Annotated in this window: 13 protein-coding genes, 1 tRNA gene and 1 pseudogene; 2 read left to right on the top strand and 13 right to left on the bottom strand. The window is 44.5% G+C overall.

Annotated elements, in window-relative coordinates; genetic code table 11:
• The gene (locus OA34_RS09765; RefSeq protein ID WP_041961761.1) at positions 1-249 is read left to right on the top strand and encodes a hypothetical protein; all 249 of its coding nucleotides are present in this window, start codon (positions 1-3) and stop codon (positions 247-249) included.
• A gap of 51 nt (positions 250-300) precedes the next feature.
• Here the strand turns inward: OA34_RS09765 and OA34_RS09770 are convergent, their stop codons facing one another.
• From OA34_RS09770 to murA, 13 genes and pseudogenes are all read right to left on the bottom strand, one after another.
• Positions 301-1,497 carry an NAD(P)-dependent oxidoreductase gene (locus OA34_RS09770; RefSeq protein WP_039674833.1) on the bottom strand — a complete coding sequence of 399 codons (1,197 nt, stop codon included), beginning with the start codon at positions 1,495-1,497 and terminating at the stop codon, positions 301-303.
• 109 nt (positions 1,498-1,606) lie between these two features.
• Complete coding sequence (locus OA34_RS09775; protein ID WP_039674835.1) at positions 1,607-2,779, bottom strand: pyridoxal phosphate-dependent aminotransferase; 1,173 nt, start codon at positions 2,777-2,779, stop codon at positions 1,607-1,609.
• Positions 2,780-3,100: 321 nt separating this feature from the next.
• Positions 3,101-3,820, bottom strand: coding sequence for a serine O-acetyltransferase (gene cysE / locus OA34_RS09780; RefSeq protein WP_039674838.1), 720 nt, complete (start codon positions 3,818-3,820; stop codon positions 3,101-3,103).
• Positions 3,817-5,661 carry a biosynthetic arginine decarboxylase gene (gene speA, locus OA34_RS09785; protein WP_039674839.1) on the bottom strand — a complete coding sequence of 615 codons (1,845 nt, stop codon included), beginning with the start codon at positions 5,659-5,661 and terminating at the stop codon, positions 3,817-3,819. Before speA ends, cysE begins: the two co-directional genes overlap by 4 nt.
• 11 nt (positions 5,662-5,672) lie before the next feature.
• A complete protein-coding gene (hisS, locus tag OA34_RS09790; RefSeq protein ID WP_039674840.1) occupies positions 5,673-6,881 on the bottom strand; it encodes a histidine--tRNA ligase in 1,209 nt (402 codons plus the stop codon).
• On the bottom strand, positions 6,874-7,458 hold the full coding sequence (gene tmk / locus OA34_RS09795; protein WP_039674841.1) for a dTMP kinase: 585 nt from the start codon (positions 7,456-7,458) through the stop codon (positions 6,874-6,876). The genes hisS and tmk overlap by 8 nt, the downstream gene beginning before the upstream one ends.
• Positions 7,449-7,934 carry a pantetheine-phosphate adenylyltransferase gene (gene coaD / locus OA34_RS09800; protein ID WP_173636970.1) on the bottom strand — a complete coding sequence of 162 codons (486 nt, stop codon included), beginning with the start codon at positions 7,932-7,934 and terminating at the stop codon, positions 7,449-7,451. The genes tmk and coaD overlap by 10 nt, the downstream gene beginning before the upstream one ends.
• Positions 7,931-8,461: a UbiX family flavin prenyltransferase gene (locus OA34_RS09805; protein WP_039674845.1), complete on the bottom strand. Its 531-nt coding sequence runs from the start codon at positions 8,459-8,461 to the stop codon at positions 7,931-7,933. Before OA34_RS09805 ends, coaD begins: the two co-directional genes overlap by 4 nt.
• Positions 8,458-9,273: a flagellar basal body P-ring formation chaperone FlgA gene (gene flgA / locus OA34_RS09810; RefSeq protein WP_286682973.1), complete on the bottom strand. Its 816-nt coding sequence runs from the start codon at positions 9,271-9,273 to the stop codon at positions 8,458-8,460. Before flgA ends, OA34_RS09805 begins: the two co-directional genes overlap by 4 nt.
• 83 nt (positions 9,274-9,356) lie before the next feature.
• A tRNA-Gly gene (locus OA34_RS09815) sits at positions 9,357-9,431 on the bottom strand.
• A 298-nt stretch (positions 9,432-9,729) separates the two neighbouring features.
• Positions 9,730-10,080 (bottom strand): annotated as a pseudogene (locus OA34_RS13935) (methyl-accepting chemotaxis protein); the annotation flags it as partial.
• Between the two features lie 1,234 nt (positions 10,081-11,314).
• Entirely contained in the window at positions 11,315-12,514 is a 1,200-nt protein-coding gene (locus OA34_RS09825) for a molybdopterin molybdotransferase MoeA (protein WP_039674852.1), read from the bottom strand.
• 3 nt (positions 12,515-12,517) lie between these two features.
• A complete protein-coding gene (gene murA, locus OA34_RS09830) occupies positions 12,518-13,786 on the bottom strand; it encodes a UDP-N-acetylglucosamine 1-carboxyvinyltransferase (protein ID WP_039674854.1) in 1,269 nt (422 codons plus the stop codon).
• A gap of 100 nt (positions 13,787-13,886) precedes the next feature.
• Between murA and OA34_RS09835 the strand changes: the two genes are divergently transcribed.
• Complete coding sequence (locus tag OA34_RS09835) at positions 13,887-15,785, top strand: PilZ domain-containing protein (protein WP_039674855.1); 1,899 nt, start codon at positions 13,887-13,889, stop codon at positions 15,783-15,785.
• Positions 15,786-15,855 lie beyond the last annotated feature (70 nt).

A 15,855-nucleotide genomic window follows, 5' to 3' on the forward strand; every position in this document is an offset into this window, starting at 1 on the left:
ATGGGTGGAAAAAATACGATATTAACCAAATTTCCGTTAGCAGGTACGAAAAACGGCGTCATCTCCGTTTCACATTTGGAAGAGCCTTACGGCAACGGATCGTTTCCGGTCGTGAGTATCGGCATTTCATTAAAGAAAAATACCGAAGATCCGGATTGGAAAGCGCACATTCCTTATGAAAATCTCGATGAACTGATCAATGCACTCAAAGACGCCAAAGCGCGTTTTGAAGCGCAACCGCGTTCGTAAAAATTACTCACGCTATACCGTCTAGACGGTATAGCTTTTTTTCGTTTGCGACTACAGCGTCGCCACATACTCCTCAATCGCTACAGCAACGCGTTTTGAAAACGCTACTGCTTCAACAACCGTTCGCGCACCCGTTACCACGTCTCCGGAAGCAAAAACGCCTTGCATCGTCGTTCGACCGCTTTCATCGGTAATCACGAGACCTTTCCCGTCCACTTCGATCTGTTTTGCCGTTTGTACGATATTGTCTTTTGGATTTTGACTAATGGCGATCAAAACCGAATCCGCTTCCAACATTCCGGCTTCAACGCTTTCGTTCGTACCTTGATAGATCACACCTTGTTCGTTGATTTCAACGGGTTGTTTGTACAGCTCGAATTTAACGCCGTCGATTTTGGCACATTCAACTTCATGGTTGGACGCGGGAATATCTTCCATCCCTTTGCGGTACATAATAATCACGTCACGCGCTCCGTGTCGCACCGCCGTTCTCGCCACGTCCATTGCTACGTTACCTGCACCTAAAACAACGACCTTATGACCGAGACGGTACACGGAAGGATTTTTGAGATAATCGATCGCAAAATGAACATGTCCCAAACTCTCACCTTTAATCCCCAATTTTTTCGGAGACCACACACCCGTACCGATAAAGACCGCTTTAAAATCGTCGCGAAACAAGTCGGCGATCGTGATGTTTTTACCGACCGTAATATTAGGGCGTATCGTCACGTCCAATTGACGCAATTTGTTTTCAATCGTATCGAGGATCTCTTTATTCAGACGAAAATCGGGAATACCGTAGCGAAGAACGCCGCCGATTTTATCGTGAGCGTCGTACATCGTGATCTCGTAGCCTTTCATACCCAGAAGTATCGCCAACGCGATTCCCGCAGGTCCGCTTCCGATAATGGCGACTTTCGTGCCGTTTTTAAGAGGTTTTTCAAATTGAAGGTCGTTCATATACAGATCGGAAATGTAATTTTCGATACTGCCTACGCTCACCGCCGTACCTTTTTTATTCAAGATACAATGCCCTTCGCAATGCTTTTCATGCGGACAGACCATCGAACAGATGACAGAGAGCGGATTGTTTTCAAACAGCATTTTTCCCGCTTCTTTAATCTCACCCGCCAAAAACAGACGAATCATCTCCGGAATAGGCGTTCCCACGGGACAGCCCGTACGACAGGAGGGTTTTTTGCATCCTAAACAGGTTTTAGCGAGCGTAATGACGTACTTGTTCATCGTATTCCTTTGCTACATGTCAAAATCGTGTCGGGATTGTAGCAAAAATTTGAGAATTTTTTGAGAAGTTTTAAAAGTAGGGTGCTATTTTAAGCACCCCGGAAGAAAATTATCGTTCGTAATGTTGAACAAAATCGGCAATACGCGCGATACCGTTTCGGATGGTCGTATCATCGGTTGCAAACGACAGTCTAAAATAGCCTTCCATCCCGAATCCGATACCAGGAACTACCGCCACACCCGTTTTCTCAAGCAATTTAGAACAAAACTTCATCGAATCGTTTTCGACCGCTTTCGTATTGACGTAGAGGTAAAATGCGCCTTCGGGTTTGACGACGCTGAGTTGCGGAATCTTGCTAAAGAGTTCGCAAGCCAAATTACGTCGTTTTTCAAACGCAACGCGCATCGTTTCAATGTCGTCGTCCACCAAACCCTCAAGTGCCGGAATAGCGGCTTTTTGGGTAATAGAATTGATATTGGACGTGCTTTGTCCTTGCAAATCGACAATCGCGTTGACGATTTCTTTGATCGGACATGCCAAGTAGCCAAAACGCCATCCGGGCATCGCGACGGATTTGCTCAAACCGTTGACGGTAATCGTTCGTTGGTACATATCCTCGCTGATGGCCGCAACGGAGGTAAATTTACGTCCGTCAAATAAAATCTTTTCATACATTTCATCGGAAACGACAAGAATTTTCGTACCCTTCAAAACGTCTGCAAGTGCTTGAAGCTCCTCTTTGGAGTAAACCGAACCCGTCGGATTGGAAGGCGTGTTTAGCAACAAGACTTTCGTTTTAGGCGTAATGGCGGATTTGAGTTGCGCCGGCGTAATTTTAAAGCAACTTGCCTCATCGGTTTCAATAAAAACGGGCGTTCCGTTACTGTATTTGACGATTTCGGGATACGTGACCCAATAAGGCGAAGGAATAATCACTTCATCTTTTTCATCGAGAATCGCTTGAAAAATATTGAACAACGAATGCTTTGCACCCACGTTTACCACAATATCGGAGGGCTTGTATTCAAGATTGTTTTCGCGTTTAAGCTTTCCTGCGATCGCTTTAAGAACTTCGGGCGTTCCCGCGACGGCGGTATACTTGGAGCAACCTTTTTGAATCGCTTCGATAGCGGCATCTTTAACGCGTTGAGGCGTGTCAAAATCGGGCTCACCGGCCGAAAAGCTTAAAATATCTCTTCCCTGCGCTTTAAGATCTCTTGCCAAGGCAGTAATCGCCAAGGTTAAAGAGGGCGACAATACTTGAATTCGTTTAGATAACATGCACGTTCCCTTAAAAAAATATCGTCGAGATTATAGCGAAAAAATCCCTATTTCCCTAACACGTTCAGGCGTTTTTATGCTTGCCGCGGCGGATTTTGAGAGACGATATTCCATGCGACGTTTTGAAGTACGAACGAAAGTTCCCGCACCAACGCGAATTCAGCTTCCACCTCCGAAACAAAGCGCTTCTCAACAACGATCGATAATAAAAAAAGGGGCTATATTCTACAGAGTGATCATGCAATGCGTCGTGACGATAGCGATATGCTTTTTATGCCGTTGTTAAAGGCGCGAAAGGGTGCGCCTCTTACGGTAGAAGTACTACTCTTTGACCGATTCCAAGTAGCTTTTGTAAATGGCTTCCAATTCGTCATCTTTGACCTTCACGTTTTGATCGTGATGACTTTGCAAGACAGCGTCTTCTAAAATCTTAATACGTTTGAACATATAAATAAAAAGCTCTTTGTTAATATCGGGAAGTTTATTATGTGCCATCGGGCTTTTGTCGCGCCCTTTTTCGATCACGCGTGCGGGTACGCCCACGGCGGTGGAGTCGTCCGGAATACTCTTAACGACCACCGAATTGGAGCCGATACGGCAATTTTCGCCGATCGTGATATCGCCTAAGATTTTAGCCCCCGAGCCGATAACCGAACCGTTTTTGACCGTTGGATGGCGTTTGACGCCGCGTTCTAAACTCACACCGCCTAACGTGACGCACTGGTAAATCAAAACATCGTCTCCGATCACCGCCGTTTCACCGACGACCACGCCGAAAGCGTGATCGAAAAAGACACGTCTGCCGATCGTACATGCGGGGTGAATGTCCATATTGGTAATAATCTGGGAAATCCCCATAATCGCTCGCGCAAGGGTACGAAAACCTTTGATATGTAAGGCATGGGCAATACGGTAATTTGCTAATGCCCATACGCCCGGATAGTTGAAAAAAAGCTCTATTTTAGAATTGAGTGCCGGATCGTGCAAAACGGGTTGGGAAAAATCTTCCTTGATCTTTTGCCATAAAGAGATGTCGCTCATTGCGTATTATCCTCGTTATTGATCGTTTTCAAGTAACCGTTATCGTTCAAAAAGAGATAAATCTCGCCTAAAATATGTTTTTTCTCTTTTTCGCTGATAATATCGGAAGCTTCGATACGATCGTTCAGGTTTTCTTGGACTTCTTTAATATCGTAATCTAAATCCTCTAAAATATCGCTAATGCTTTGAGACTCTAAGATATTTTCGATCTCGTATCCGTCGTCGTCGATGCGAATCGTCGCCTCTGTGGGATGCGTAAAGAGATTGTGTTTCATGCCTAAAACTTCTTGATAAGCACCGACCAAGAAAAATCCTAAAAAGTAATCGCGTTGCGTAACGTCTACGTCATGCAAGAACAGCGGCGTTTCGGTACTAAAGCCGATTTCACCGTCGCTATCGCAGGTAATGTCCCAAAGCGAGGCCGAACGCGTCGGAACTTCATCCAAACGATCCAAAGGCATAACCGGAAACGTCTGATCGATACCCCAAAAATCGGGCAAACTCTGAAAGAGGGAAAAGTTGACCAAATAGCGTTCTTGAACGCGATCTTGAATGTCCAAAATTTCGCTCAATTTTTTATCGGCACTGAGTCCCACCGCTTTTTTAATAATCAAGTTAACCAAAATTTCGGTGTTGGAACGGTCTTGAAGATCGATGTAACCCAAATCGAACAAAGTCAATAAAGATTCCATATGATCGATACTGTCGTGAAGAAACTCTAAAGCGTTTTTACGGTTCATCGTATTGAAAAGATCGTACAATTCCTGAACGAGAGGAGGGTTTTTGTCTTTAAGACGCAATTTTTGATCGGTATACTCTTGCGAAAAAAGCTCCAAAACGGGTGCAACCAAAACAGCATGGTGAGCCGCGACAAAACGTCCAGACTCGATAAAAATATCCGGTTCGTGAACGTTTTTTTGCGTTGCGATGTCTTTTAAAAGATACACGACGTCGTTGGCGTACTCGCCCAAAGTATAGTTTTTATGCAAAGTCGTTTTGTGTTGCGAATACTCGACCGCCAAACCGCCGCCCAAATTGATCGCACGAAGATTTGTTGCACCCATGCGGCAAAGCTCGGCATAAATATTACCCGCTTCCCGTAAGGCTTTTTTCAAAGGCGCAATGTCGGTGATTTGCGAGCCGATATGAAAGTGAATCATCGTAAATTTATCGAGGAGATTCGCATCGCGGATCATATTGACCGCTTCTAAGAGTTCGGTAGAGGTTAAGCCGAATTTGGAATTGATACCGCCGCTTTTTGCCCAGATACCGATTCCCGAACTGTGAAGACGAATACGAAGACCGATATTGGGAACGCAACCGAAGCGATCTTTCGTAATCGAGATAATGCTTTCAAGCTCGTTCAAGCCCTCGATGGTCAGCGTAATATTATGCCCCATCTCCGCGGCGATAAAACCCAAAGAGATCATCTCGTTGTCTTTAAAACCGTTAACGGTAATCGGCGCATGCGGATTGTTATACGCCATCGCCAAAATAAGCTCGGCTTTCGATCCCGCTTCCAAGCCGTAATTGTATTTTTGTCCCAATGCGACAAGGTTTTTGACGAAATTTGGGAACTGATTGACTTTCAAAGGATAAACGGCGCTAAAATTTCCCTCGTAGTTAAACTCTTTTTTAGCGTCGGCAAAACTTTTGTAGATCATTCGAATCTGTTTTTGAATCAAATGAGGAAACCGTAATAAAATAGGACCTCGAATACCGTCTTTTCGTATCTCTTGAATAATTTCGATGAGTGAAGGTTCACATCCGGTGTTGACCTTGACTTTACCGTCTTCAATAAAAAAGTTGTCGTTTCCCCAGGTTTTAATACCGTAGTCCAATGTTTTGCTCCTTAAAAGTTCTCGATAGGCATAATGCGTTCTTCTTTACTCTCTAAATCCTTCACCCATACCGTTTGATTTGCCAGCTCGTCTTCACCGATACATACACAAAATTTTACATAAAATTTATCGGCGGCTTTGAGATGATTTTTAAGCGATTTGGGCTCGTAACTCGTTAACACTTGCGCAATCGCGCGTTTTTGCTGAACCAACGTATAAACGCTTGGTAACGCCTCGTCGCATAAAGCGGCGATGTAGTATCCCTCACGTTTGGATTCGGGCATTTTGACCAAATCCATTAAACGCTCGATCCCCATCGCAAAACCGACCGCGGGAGTAGGTTTTCCGTCTAAAAATTCCACCAAACGATCGTAACGTCCTCCGCCGGCAATAGCGCTTTGCGCTCCGATCTCGGAACTGACGAACTCAAACGCCGTTTTGGAGTAATAATCAAGCCCGCGTACCAACTTAGGATTGACGCGATACACCATCCCGAAACGATCTAAAATCGATTTCAACGTCTCAAAATCATTTTGACATGTAGGGCATAAATGATCAACGATTAACGGTGCGTTTTGAAGCAACGTTTGGCAATGTTCGTTTTTACAATCAAGCACGCGAATCGGATTGGTCGTTTTTCTTCGTTCGCAATCTTCACACAATCCCTCGACGCTTTCTAAAAACGAGACCAAACGCGTACGATAAGCGGGCATACACGCGGGGCAGCCTAAGGAGTTGATTTCTAACGTATAACCGATACCGAGGGCTTCGAAAATCGCTTTAATCATTAAAATAATCGTCGCGTCTTCTCTCACGTTCGCTTCGCCGAAACTCTCCGCACCGAATTGGTGAAATTGTCTAAGTCGTCCTTTTTGCGGTCGCTCATAGCGAAACATCGGTCCATGGTAAAAAAAGCGTTTGGAAAGACCCGCTTTGTCGTATTTTTCCTGAATAAAAGCCCTCACGATGCCTGCCGTTCCCTCAGGACGCAAACAGACGTCGTTATCCCCTTTATCTCTAAACTGGTACATCTCTTTACCGACGATGTCGCTGCTTTCGCCCACACTGCGTTTAAACAACGCCGTCTCTTCCAAAATCGGCGTTTCAATAAACGAAAAACCGTAGTTTCGGGCAATTTTGGTACATGTATCGATCACGTACATGTAAACTTCATTGTGCGGGAAAAGCGTATCTTTCATACCGCGTAATGCATTAATCATGTAAAAATTCCTCAATCTGTTGATAAATTGCTTCGACGCTCTGCGTTGCATCGACTTCCAAATAGCGTATCGGCAAGCTCTTAACGATGCGGCGCATTATAGCTTGAATTCGTAACAAATAGCTTACGCCTCGCTCTTCGATCGCATCGTTTTCTTTTACGCCTAAACGTTTTTGGATCAATGCTTCGTCGGTCAAAAAAAGAACGATTTTATCGGGATAGGTTCCGTGTAAGGCCAAACGGTTCATTTGAAGCAAGAATTCGCCCTCGATTTCTTCGTGATTGGCGCAAGCGTAGGCGATACCCGAGACAAATCCCCGATCGCTAATCACGATGCGTCGATCGCGATGCGGTTGAACGACCGTGTCGTAATGCAACGCACGATCGGCTAAAAATAAGAACAACTCCGCATACAGCGACGCTTTTGCCTCACCGTTTAAGAGTATCTCGCGAAGCTTCATACCTAAGGGCGTACCGCCGGGCTCTTTAGTCGCGAGCACATCGGGATTTTTTTGTTCAAAAAGGCGCACTTGCGTGCTTTTTCCGGTCGTATCGACCCCTTCAAAAATTACATACATAAGAGCTTTCTTTCGACAAAAGGTAAAACGGAAGAGGGAATTAAATGCGATACGTTTCCGCCGTGTTTAGCGATAGAGCGAACCACGGAAGAGCTAATAAACGCATTTTTCAGGCTCGGCATCAAATAGACCGTTTCGATTTCGTTCCAGAGCGACGCATTGGCGTAACCCATCTGCAATTCAAACTCAAAGTCGCTGACGGCACGAAGGCCTCGAATCATCACGCGAATATTTTTTTCTTGGGAAAAACGTACCAACAAGCCGTCAAAAGCTTCTACATGTACGTCTTCCAAATCGCTCACGGCGGCTTGTGCCATCTCGACGCGCGTTTGCACGTCGAACATCGGACGTTTTTCTTCCGAAAACGCTACGGCGACGAGTACTTTATCGAAAAGTTTACGCGCCCGCTTAATCACGTCCATATGGCCGTTGGTAATAGGATCAAACGTCCCCGGATAAATTGCAACGCGCATTATGCTCCCTCCCATCGTTTAAATAGCGTATGTTCGATGCCTAAAAGATCAAACCACTTACCGATAAAAAAGTTTTCCATCTTTTCCAAAGAATCGACATCGGCATAATAGCCTGCAACCGGCGGTGCGATATGGACTCCGAGCACAGAGAGTTTGTGCATATTTTCCAAGGCGATAGCAGAAAAAGGCATTTCGCGCGGAGCCAATAAGAGCGGTCGTTTTTCTTTCAACATAACGCTTGCACTGCGCGTTAAAAGATTGTCGGCGATACCGTAGGCAATTTTTGCCAAAGTGTTCATACTGCACGGAATAATAACCATGGCGTCGCATTGAAACGAACCCGAAGCACTCGGTGCTGCGATATCGGTATCGTCCAAGCGGTGGATGGACGCGTGTTCCTTTTCGAAAACGACTTTAGCGTGATCGGAGACAATCACATAAGACTCGATGTCGGAAGGAAGCGCTTTTAAAAAGGCTAAGCCCAATTCCACGCCGCTTGCACCGCTGATACCGATGATAAGGCGTTTCATTCGAGAATGACCGCTTCGTTGGCGGACACGATTTTTGCGTTTAAAATTTTACCTTGTTCGGTTTTGATTCTCACGATATCTCCTACGTCACCGTCATCTAAAAGGGTTGCTTGAACCTCGATGCTTAAACTTTCGTCTTTATACACTGCTTTAATAGCCGATTTTTTTGTCACGAGACGTTTGGGTTCAAAGAGATAATCGGTAAGAATTTGCCCCTCTTTGACGGTGCTTTTTACCATTAACGTTTGCGTGTTTTCACGGAGCATAGCGCGGTTCGGTAATGCGTCTAATCCGACGAGCACCGTTTCAAAATCATCGTTGCCGAGGATTGTACCGTTAAGCAAATTACGTTTCGCTTTAAATACGCGTGCTTTAGCGTCCATTTCATACGAGAAGTAAAGCTTCCGCTCTTTGTCGCCGACTTTAAAAAGTGCAACGAACGAGCCGCTGTTTTTACGAAGCGTATTGTCGCTTAAGAGAATATCGATAAGTTCGTATCGCTTAAAATCGGACGGTAAAGAGGCCTTCGTTCCGATATGCGGTTTGCTCTCGATCAGTACATATGGAGCTGCGGCTTGAAATTTTTTCAAGAAGAGGGCTTCGATCGCGTCGGCTTTGCCCATTAAACGGCACTCTTTTTTAAAAACGACGACGCCTTCGCTCGTGTCGACGATGCTGATATTGCGGTCGTTAAAAAAGGAGAGAATCGCGCCGCTCATAACGGTGTATTGCATACGATCTTTAGGAATTTCGACCAACACGGGGTCGTCTTTGGAATGGGCGTCTTTGTAACCGAAAAAAGAGGCTCTCACGTCTGATTGATCGACGCAATAAGTTTTATCGATGTAAATCGTTTGGGAAAAGAGAAAGGAAGAAAAACATAAAAAGATAACAATGGAGCGGGAAACGAGGTTCGAACTCGCGACCCCGACCTTGGCAAGGTCGTGCTCTACCACTGAGCTATTCCCGCAAAACGGACGGAATTCTATCAAAAAAGCCCCTTCATGTCAATAGTTTTTGCTGCTCTTTAACGCAAAAACGCATATTTTTGCGCCGTTAAAGCATGATAATTGTAACACAACTTGACCGTGAAGGGCTTTAAAGCGCGTTTAAACCTGAAAACTATTGATCTCTTGTTCAAGCTCCGCCGTCGAACGATTTAAGTCGTTAGAGATAGAAAGCAAATTATCGGCGACTTGTTTATTTTCGTGCGCTAAGCCGTTGGCTTCTTCGACGCCTTTGGTCAGCGCATCGATCTCTTTAGATATATCGACGGCTTTTTTATACGCGACGTTGGTAATGTCCAAACTCTTCGCCGTTTTTTCTTTGGTTTCGTTTGCCATCGACGAAATTTTAATGGCATTTTCGTTTAAATCGATCACTTTTTGGCTGTTTTCTTTGATGTTTTCACTCGCACTCGAAACGCTTTGAACCACGACGCTAATCGTCACGTCGATTTCCGAAAGCGATTTTTGCGTACGTTCGGCAAGCTTGCGGACTTCATCGGCAACCACCGCAAATCCGCGTCCGTGTTCACCCGCACGCGCCGCTTCGATCGCGGCATTGAGGGCTAAAAGGTTGGTTTGATCGGCTATATCTTTAATCATTTCCAAAATCGAGCGAATCTGCGCCGTTTGCTCCGCTAAATCGTGCATTTGCGTCGAAATATTTTGCTCTTCGCGACTCACGGTATTGATACTCTCGACGATTTCGTCCAAGGTCTCGATCATCATATCGAGCATCGCGTAGTCTTCTTTCATATACGTGGCCGACGTCTCGGAAATTTCACAGGACTCTTGCAATTCGCGATTGATTTTCGCCGTTAATTTTTTGACGTTTTCAACGATGCGATCTTGCTCTTCTGCAACGTTGGTAATTTGATGAGAAAACGTTTGCATGCTTTTGTTGATCGTCGAATTGCCGGACATCGTCGTTTTGGCTTTGAGTAAGGCTTGCTGCAAGGTCGACAAAAGCGTATTGAGATTGCTGCTTATCTCTCCGATTTCATCGTAATTACACGGAACGATCGGTCGATTTAACGCCAAATCTTTGCTAATTTCGGACAAATGCTCGCCGATACGACCGATACGTTTGACGATATAGCGACTAATGGAAAATAACAAGCCCGTCGTAATGACTAAAATAATGACCGAAACGGCGATGACGATGTACAAATTGCGATTGAGTTTTGCGCTGATTTCGACGCTGATATCTTTGACGCGTTGATTGGTAAACGAAGAGATATTGTGAAAACGTTGACTGATATATTTACAATCCTCTTCGATCTCAACCGCCATATCGCCGATGTCTTCTCGGTGATCTTTAACGTAAAGCGCATGAATTTTTGGAAGTTTCGGAGCGATCTTTTGAGAGTAACGTTCGTATGCTTCGTTTAGATTTTGCTTGAGCGTCGGATCGTTGTAAAATTCGCTCTTCAAGGCTTTAGCAAAAAAACTATTCATTTCGGTTTCGATTTTGGGTAAGCGATCTCTGGCTTGTCCCGTCGGCAAAAATTCACTGGTGACGTGAATTAAATCGTTTAAAATCATTTCAAACGTCGTACGTGCGGTCGTAATTTCAGCATCAGGAACCACATTTTTTTCATAAATCGTTTCCAAAGAACTTTTACCGACCAAGCTGGCATTAATTCCGATATACGAAAGCAGCGATAATCCGAAAACCGTTACGAGAGAGATGACGAGAAGTTTTGTAGAAATCTTTAAATTCTTAAACATTACCAAGCCTTTAGATATTTCTGGATAAATTTTTCGTTCAATATACCGAAAAAAAGGTTAAACGGTCAAGTTTTTTATACTATTTTTCTGAAAATTAAATTATTTTTTACAATTAATCTCACAAAAGTGAAGTAATGCGAATCGTATCTCCCGCATTAACGTGTAAATCCGTCTCATCGCTAATCCATAGCGCATTGGCATTTTGAAGAGGGCGAACCATTCCCGATCCGTATTTATTATTGCCGTACACTTCAAAGACGCCGTCGTTATGATACCCTAAAACAAAGTTGACGCGACCGGATTTCATCGTAAAAGAGGTTTTATTGATGGCGGTAAGTCGCGTATGGTAAAAATTCGTCTGCCCTTGAAGCTTTTTGAGCAAAGGAATTAAAAACACAAACGCGTTGACATATGCCGCCAAAGGATTTCCCGGCATCGACGCGATAATCGTGTGATCCATAATACCCATCATCGTCGGCTTTCCGGGTTTGATATTGATTCCGTTAAAAACCGCCTCAAAACCGTTGGCTTTGAGCGCACGCTCGACAAAGTCCGCCTCACCCATACTCACGCCGCCGCTCGTAACCAAAACGTCGTAATGTTTCATCGCCGCAAAATAGCGCGTCGCCGTTCTTAAATTATCGGGAATAACGCCGCAATACGAAGCTTTAAAGCCGTGTTCTTCCAAAAGTGAAATCAAAGAAAGTGCGTTAATATCGTAAATTTCGTCTTCATTGGCCCTTTCCCACGGAGCTTTCAACTCGTTACCGGTTGAAAAAACCGCAATATTCAGCTGTTTATACGTCAACACCATGCTGATACCTTGCGAAGCGAGAACCGCCATTTCACGAGACGTGAGTACCGTACCTTTTTTCAATAACAAAGAACCCAAAGCGGCTTCTTCGCCTTTTTGACGCAACGCATTGCCTTTGACGACTTTAGCGCGGGGCTTCATCCACATGTCGCCTTCAACAAAACACTCTTCAAACGGGATGATCGTATCGGCGTCGTCGGGCACTTTGGCTCCGGTCATAATCTTATAACACTCGTGTTCGCCCAAGCATTCCGACACGACTTCACCGGCTAAAATCGTTCGTTTGATACGCATTTTTTCACTCAAACTATCGAAACGAAACGCAAAACCGTCTAAAGCGGCATTGTTATACGAAGGAAGATTTTTTTGACATGTAATGTCGTGTGCCAAGGTACGTCCTAGAGCCTGAAAGATACTGACCCATTCCGAATGCGGCGTTTGCGTCGCCAAAGAAAGGCTTTTTTCAACGGCACTTAAAAAATCGATACTGCTTTGCTTTGCCATAATTTACTCCTCTAATCGTTCGATATTGGCGCCGAGTCTTGAAAATTTTCCCTCTAAATCTTCGTACCCGCGATCTAAATGGTAAATACGATGGATTTTCGTCGTACCCTCGGCAACGAGCGCGGCTAAAATTAACGCCGAACTTGCCCGTAAGTCGGTCGCCATGACATCCGCGGCATTGAGTTTCATTTTTCCCTCGACCGTTGCGGTGTGACCTTTGAGCTTAATATTGGCTCCCATACGAGCGAGTTCGCTCACATGCATAAAACGGTTTTCAAACAACCGTTCATCGATCAAGCTCGTTCCTTTTGCCTGCGTACACAACGCCATAAATTGTGCTTGCAAATCGGTCGGAAAGCCCGGATATTCGGATGTTTCGATGTCGCATGCGATCATTTTTTCATTCGGGTGGATTGTCAACGACTCTTCCGTCTCGTCAATTTCAAAACCCATCTGCTTCAATTTTAAAATCACCGCTTCCAAATGCTTCGGATTGACGTTTTTGAGCGTTATTTTGGACTTGGTAATCGCTCCGGCGCACAAATACGTTCCCGCTTCGATACGATCGGGAATGACTCGAAAATCGGGGATATTGAGCAATTTGCCGCCGCTTCCTTCGATGATGAGTTTTGAGCTTCCCACGCCCTCAATCGTCACGCCCGCATCGCGTAGGACTTCGCATAATTGCACGACTTCAGGCTCTTTTGCCACGTTAACGAGCATCGTCGTTCCGTGCGCCAATGCCGCCGCCATAATGATATTTTCACTACCCGTTACCGTCACTTTATCGAAAACGATCGTCGCACCCTTCAGTCCTTTGGGCGCTTTGGCCAAAACATACCCTTGTTTAATCTCGATTTCCGCACCCATTCGTTCTAAAGCTTTTAAATGCAAATCGATCGGACGCTGACCGATAGCGCAACCTCCGGGCAAGGAAACTTCGCAATGCCCGAAACGCGCGAGTAAAGGGCCAAGCGTCAAAATAGACGCGCGCATTTTGCGGACGATATCGTAATTGGCGCACGCCGAATTAACGCTCGTCGCATCCACGTCCACGACGTTTTTTTGAACAAACGCATAGGTTGCGCCCAAATTGGCGAGCAATTGTAAAAGCGTTTTGACGTCGGCAACTTCGGGGATATTGGATATTTTAATTTTTCGTTTGGAAAGAAGCGTTAATGCCAGCAACGGCAACGCGGCATTTTTCGCTCCTGAAATCGTTACCGAACCGCTTAATTTTTGTTTGCCTTCGACGGCTAAATAGTACATCATACCCATGTCCTTTTAAAAGATGCATCTATTGTAGTCATTTATGATTGAATTTTCGATGAATTTTGGTAGAATTGACATCATTAAGATTGTGAGGAAAGCAGTGGTCTTAGAGCAATTTTTATTTGAAACGCGCTATTTGAGTATCGCGCATCTTTATTTCGGCGAAAAACGCTTAAGCGTGCTTGAATCCGCTCTAATCCCTCATGCAAAGTTTTCGTCTTACGATCTAGACTTATTGTCGTATCGCGATCGCAACGACATTCTTTTTATCGAATTGGGCGAAAGTTCCAAAGAGAAGCTCAAACGCCTGCTCGGGATTTTTACGCAGTACAAACCCGTCGTCGCGTATCTTTTCGCTCAAGACGTCGAAAATCGGCTCTTACTGAAATTTGCTTTGCACTTCGGCGTTACCGATGTTTTACCGCTCAACAACGAAGCGACGCTTTTAGCCTCGATCTTTACCAAAAATCCCAATAAACTCGACGATAAACTCTACATGTACCAAAAAATCGAACTGGAAAAAAAGATCGAACGTTTTTTCCCGTTTCTCGTCTTTCAAAATGCTCAATTAACCTATGCCAATGCACAGGCAAAAAGAATTTACGAAACAAACGATCTTTTGGAAATCGAAGCGAAGGTTCACGAAGACGTCGAATTAAGCGAGGTTCTGCTCAGCCATGAAGACGTACAAGGGAACATCGTCATCGAAACCGCCTCCAACAAAGAAGCGGAATATACGTGTATCGTCAAAGCGTTTGATCAAAGCGACGAAAAAATTATCACGCTGATCCCCGTCGATCAACTCCAAGACGTCAAACCCGCACAAACCGTCTTAAACCGTTTTGATTTCATCGATCGTCTTAAGGATCGTCTTGCGCAACAAAGCGTTACGAAAATGCCGGTTTCGCTCGTATTTATCAATATTTCCAACCTCGATAAACTCAGTCGAACGTTCAAAAGCACCACGCTTTACGATGCTTTTAAAAATCTAATGCTTAAATTGTTTCAGCTCAAAGAAGAAAATCAAGAGTTGATTCAATGGAGTCCGAATCTTTACATTTTGATGGGGGAAGATCGAACTTTTGAGCATACGTGCGAACAAACAAAACACCTTCAACAAGAGCTGATTTACGCTACGGCAAGCGAAAAAATCACGCCGATCATTCTCTCTTCGGCCTTTCACGTCGAATCGGACGACTTGAACGTCGTTATCGACTATATCGAAAAGATTAACACCCAAACGCTTTTGCCCCAAGATATTGAAAAGATCAAATATTTTGAGCTCGAATACCTTGAAAACGTTATCGAAGAGCAAGAACAGATTCGGTATTTGATGCACAATTGCGTAAATAACAAAATTCCGATCAAACTGTTAAATATCTACAAAGGTTTGTGCATCAATACGCACGCTTATATCCTCAAAATCACGGAAGACAGTTATCAAATGAGTTGCGAAAACCTCCAAGGATATGCGATGCAGATCGAAAAAGAGACGGTATTGCAAGCACCCAATTTTCCCAAAGACATCAAAGCGGAAGTCTCGTTGGTCGACATTAAGCGTTCTTTCGTCGTCATTAGAAACCTCAAATTTATGCCCAGCAGTGCTAACAACCGTCAACACACGCGCGTTCAAACCAGCATTCGCACTCCCGTACTCATCAAATACGCCCATCGTTCTTCTGCCCAAGGCGATATTATCGATATTTCCGTGAATTCTATTGCGATGAAAGTCAGTAAATCGTTTCGCGAAGAAGAGATGCTCAACCAAAAAGTCCGTCTGAATTTTTCGCTTCCGAACGAAGAGGGCGACAACGGATACGTTATCATGGAGATCGAGGCAAAAGTAACCTACATTTTACAAAAAGACGAATTTACCAAGATCGTCGTGATGCTTGATAAGCTTCCAAAACCCTACGACGACTATCTGCTTCGCTACATGTACAACCGCCAAAAAGAGCTTATTTTCGAGATCAAAAAGGCAACGAAAGCGTATAATTGAAAGCGTGAAGCGTTCAAACAAGAGGCACGTTTAAGCGTACCTCTTGCAAGTGATTAGGTAAAGAAGAGGG

It is taken from the genome of Sulfurospirillum sp. MES (assembly GCF_000789415.1).
GTDB classification, from domain to species: Bacteria; Campylobacterota; Campylobacteria; order Campylobacterales; family Sulfurospirillaceae; genus Sulfurospirillum; species Sulfurospirillum cavolei.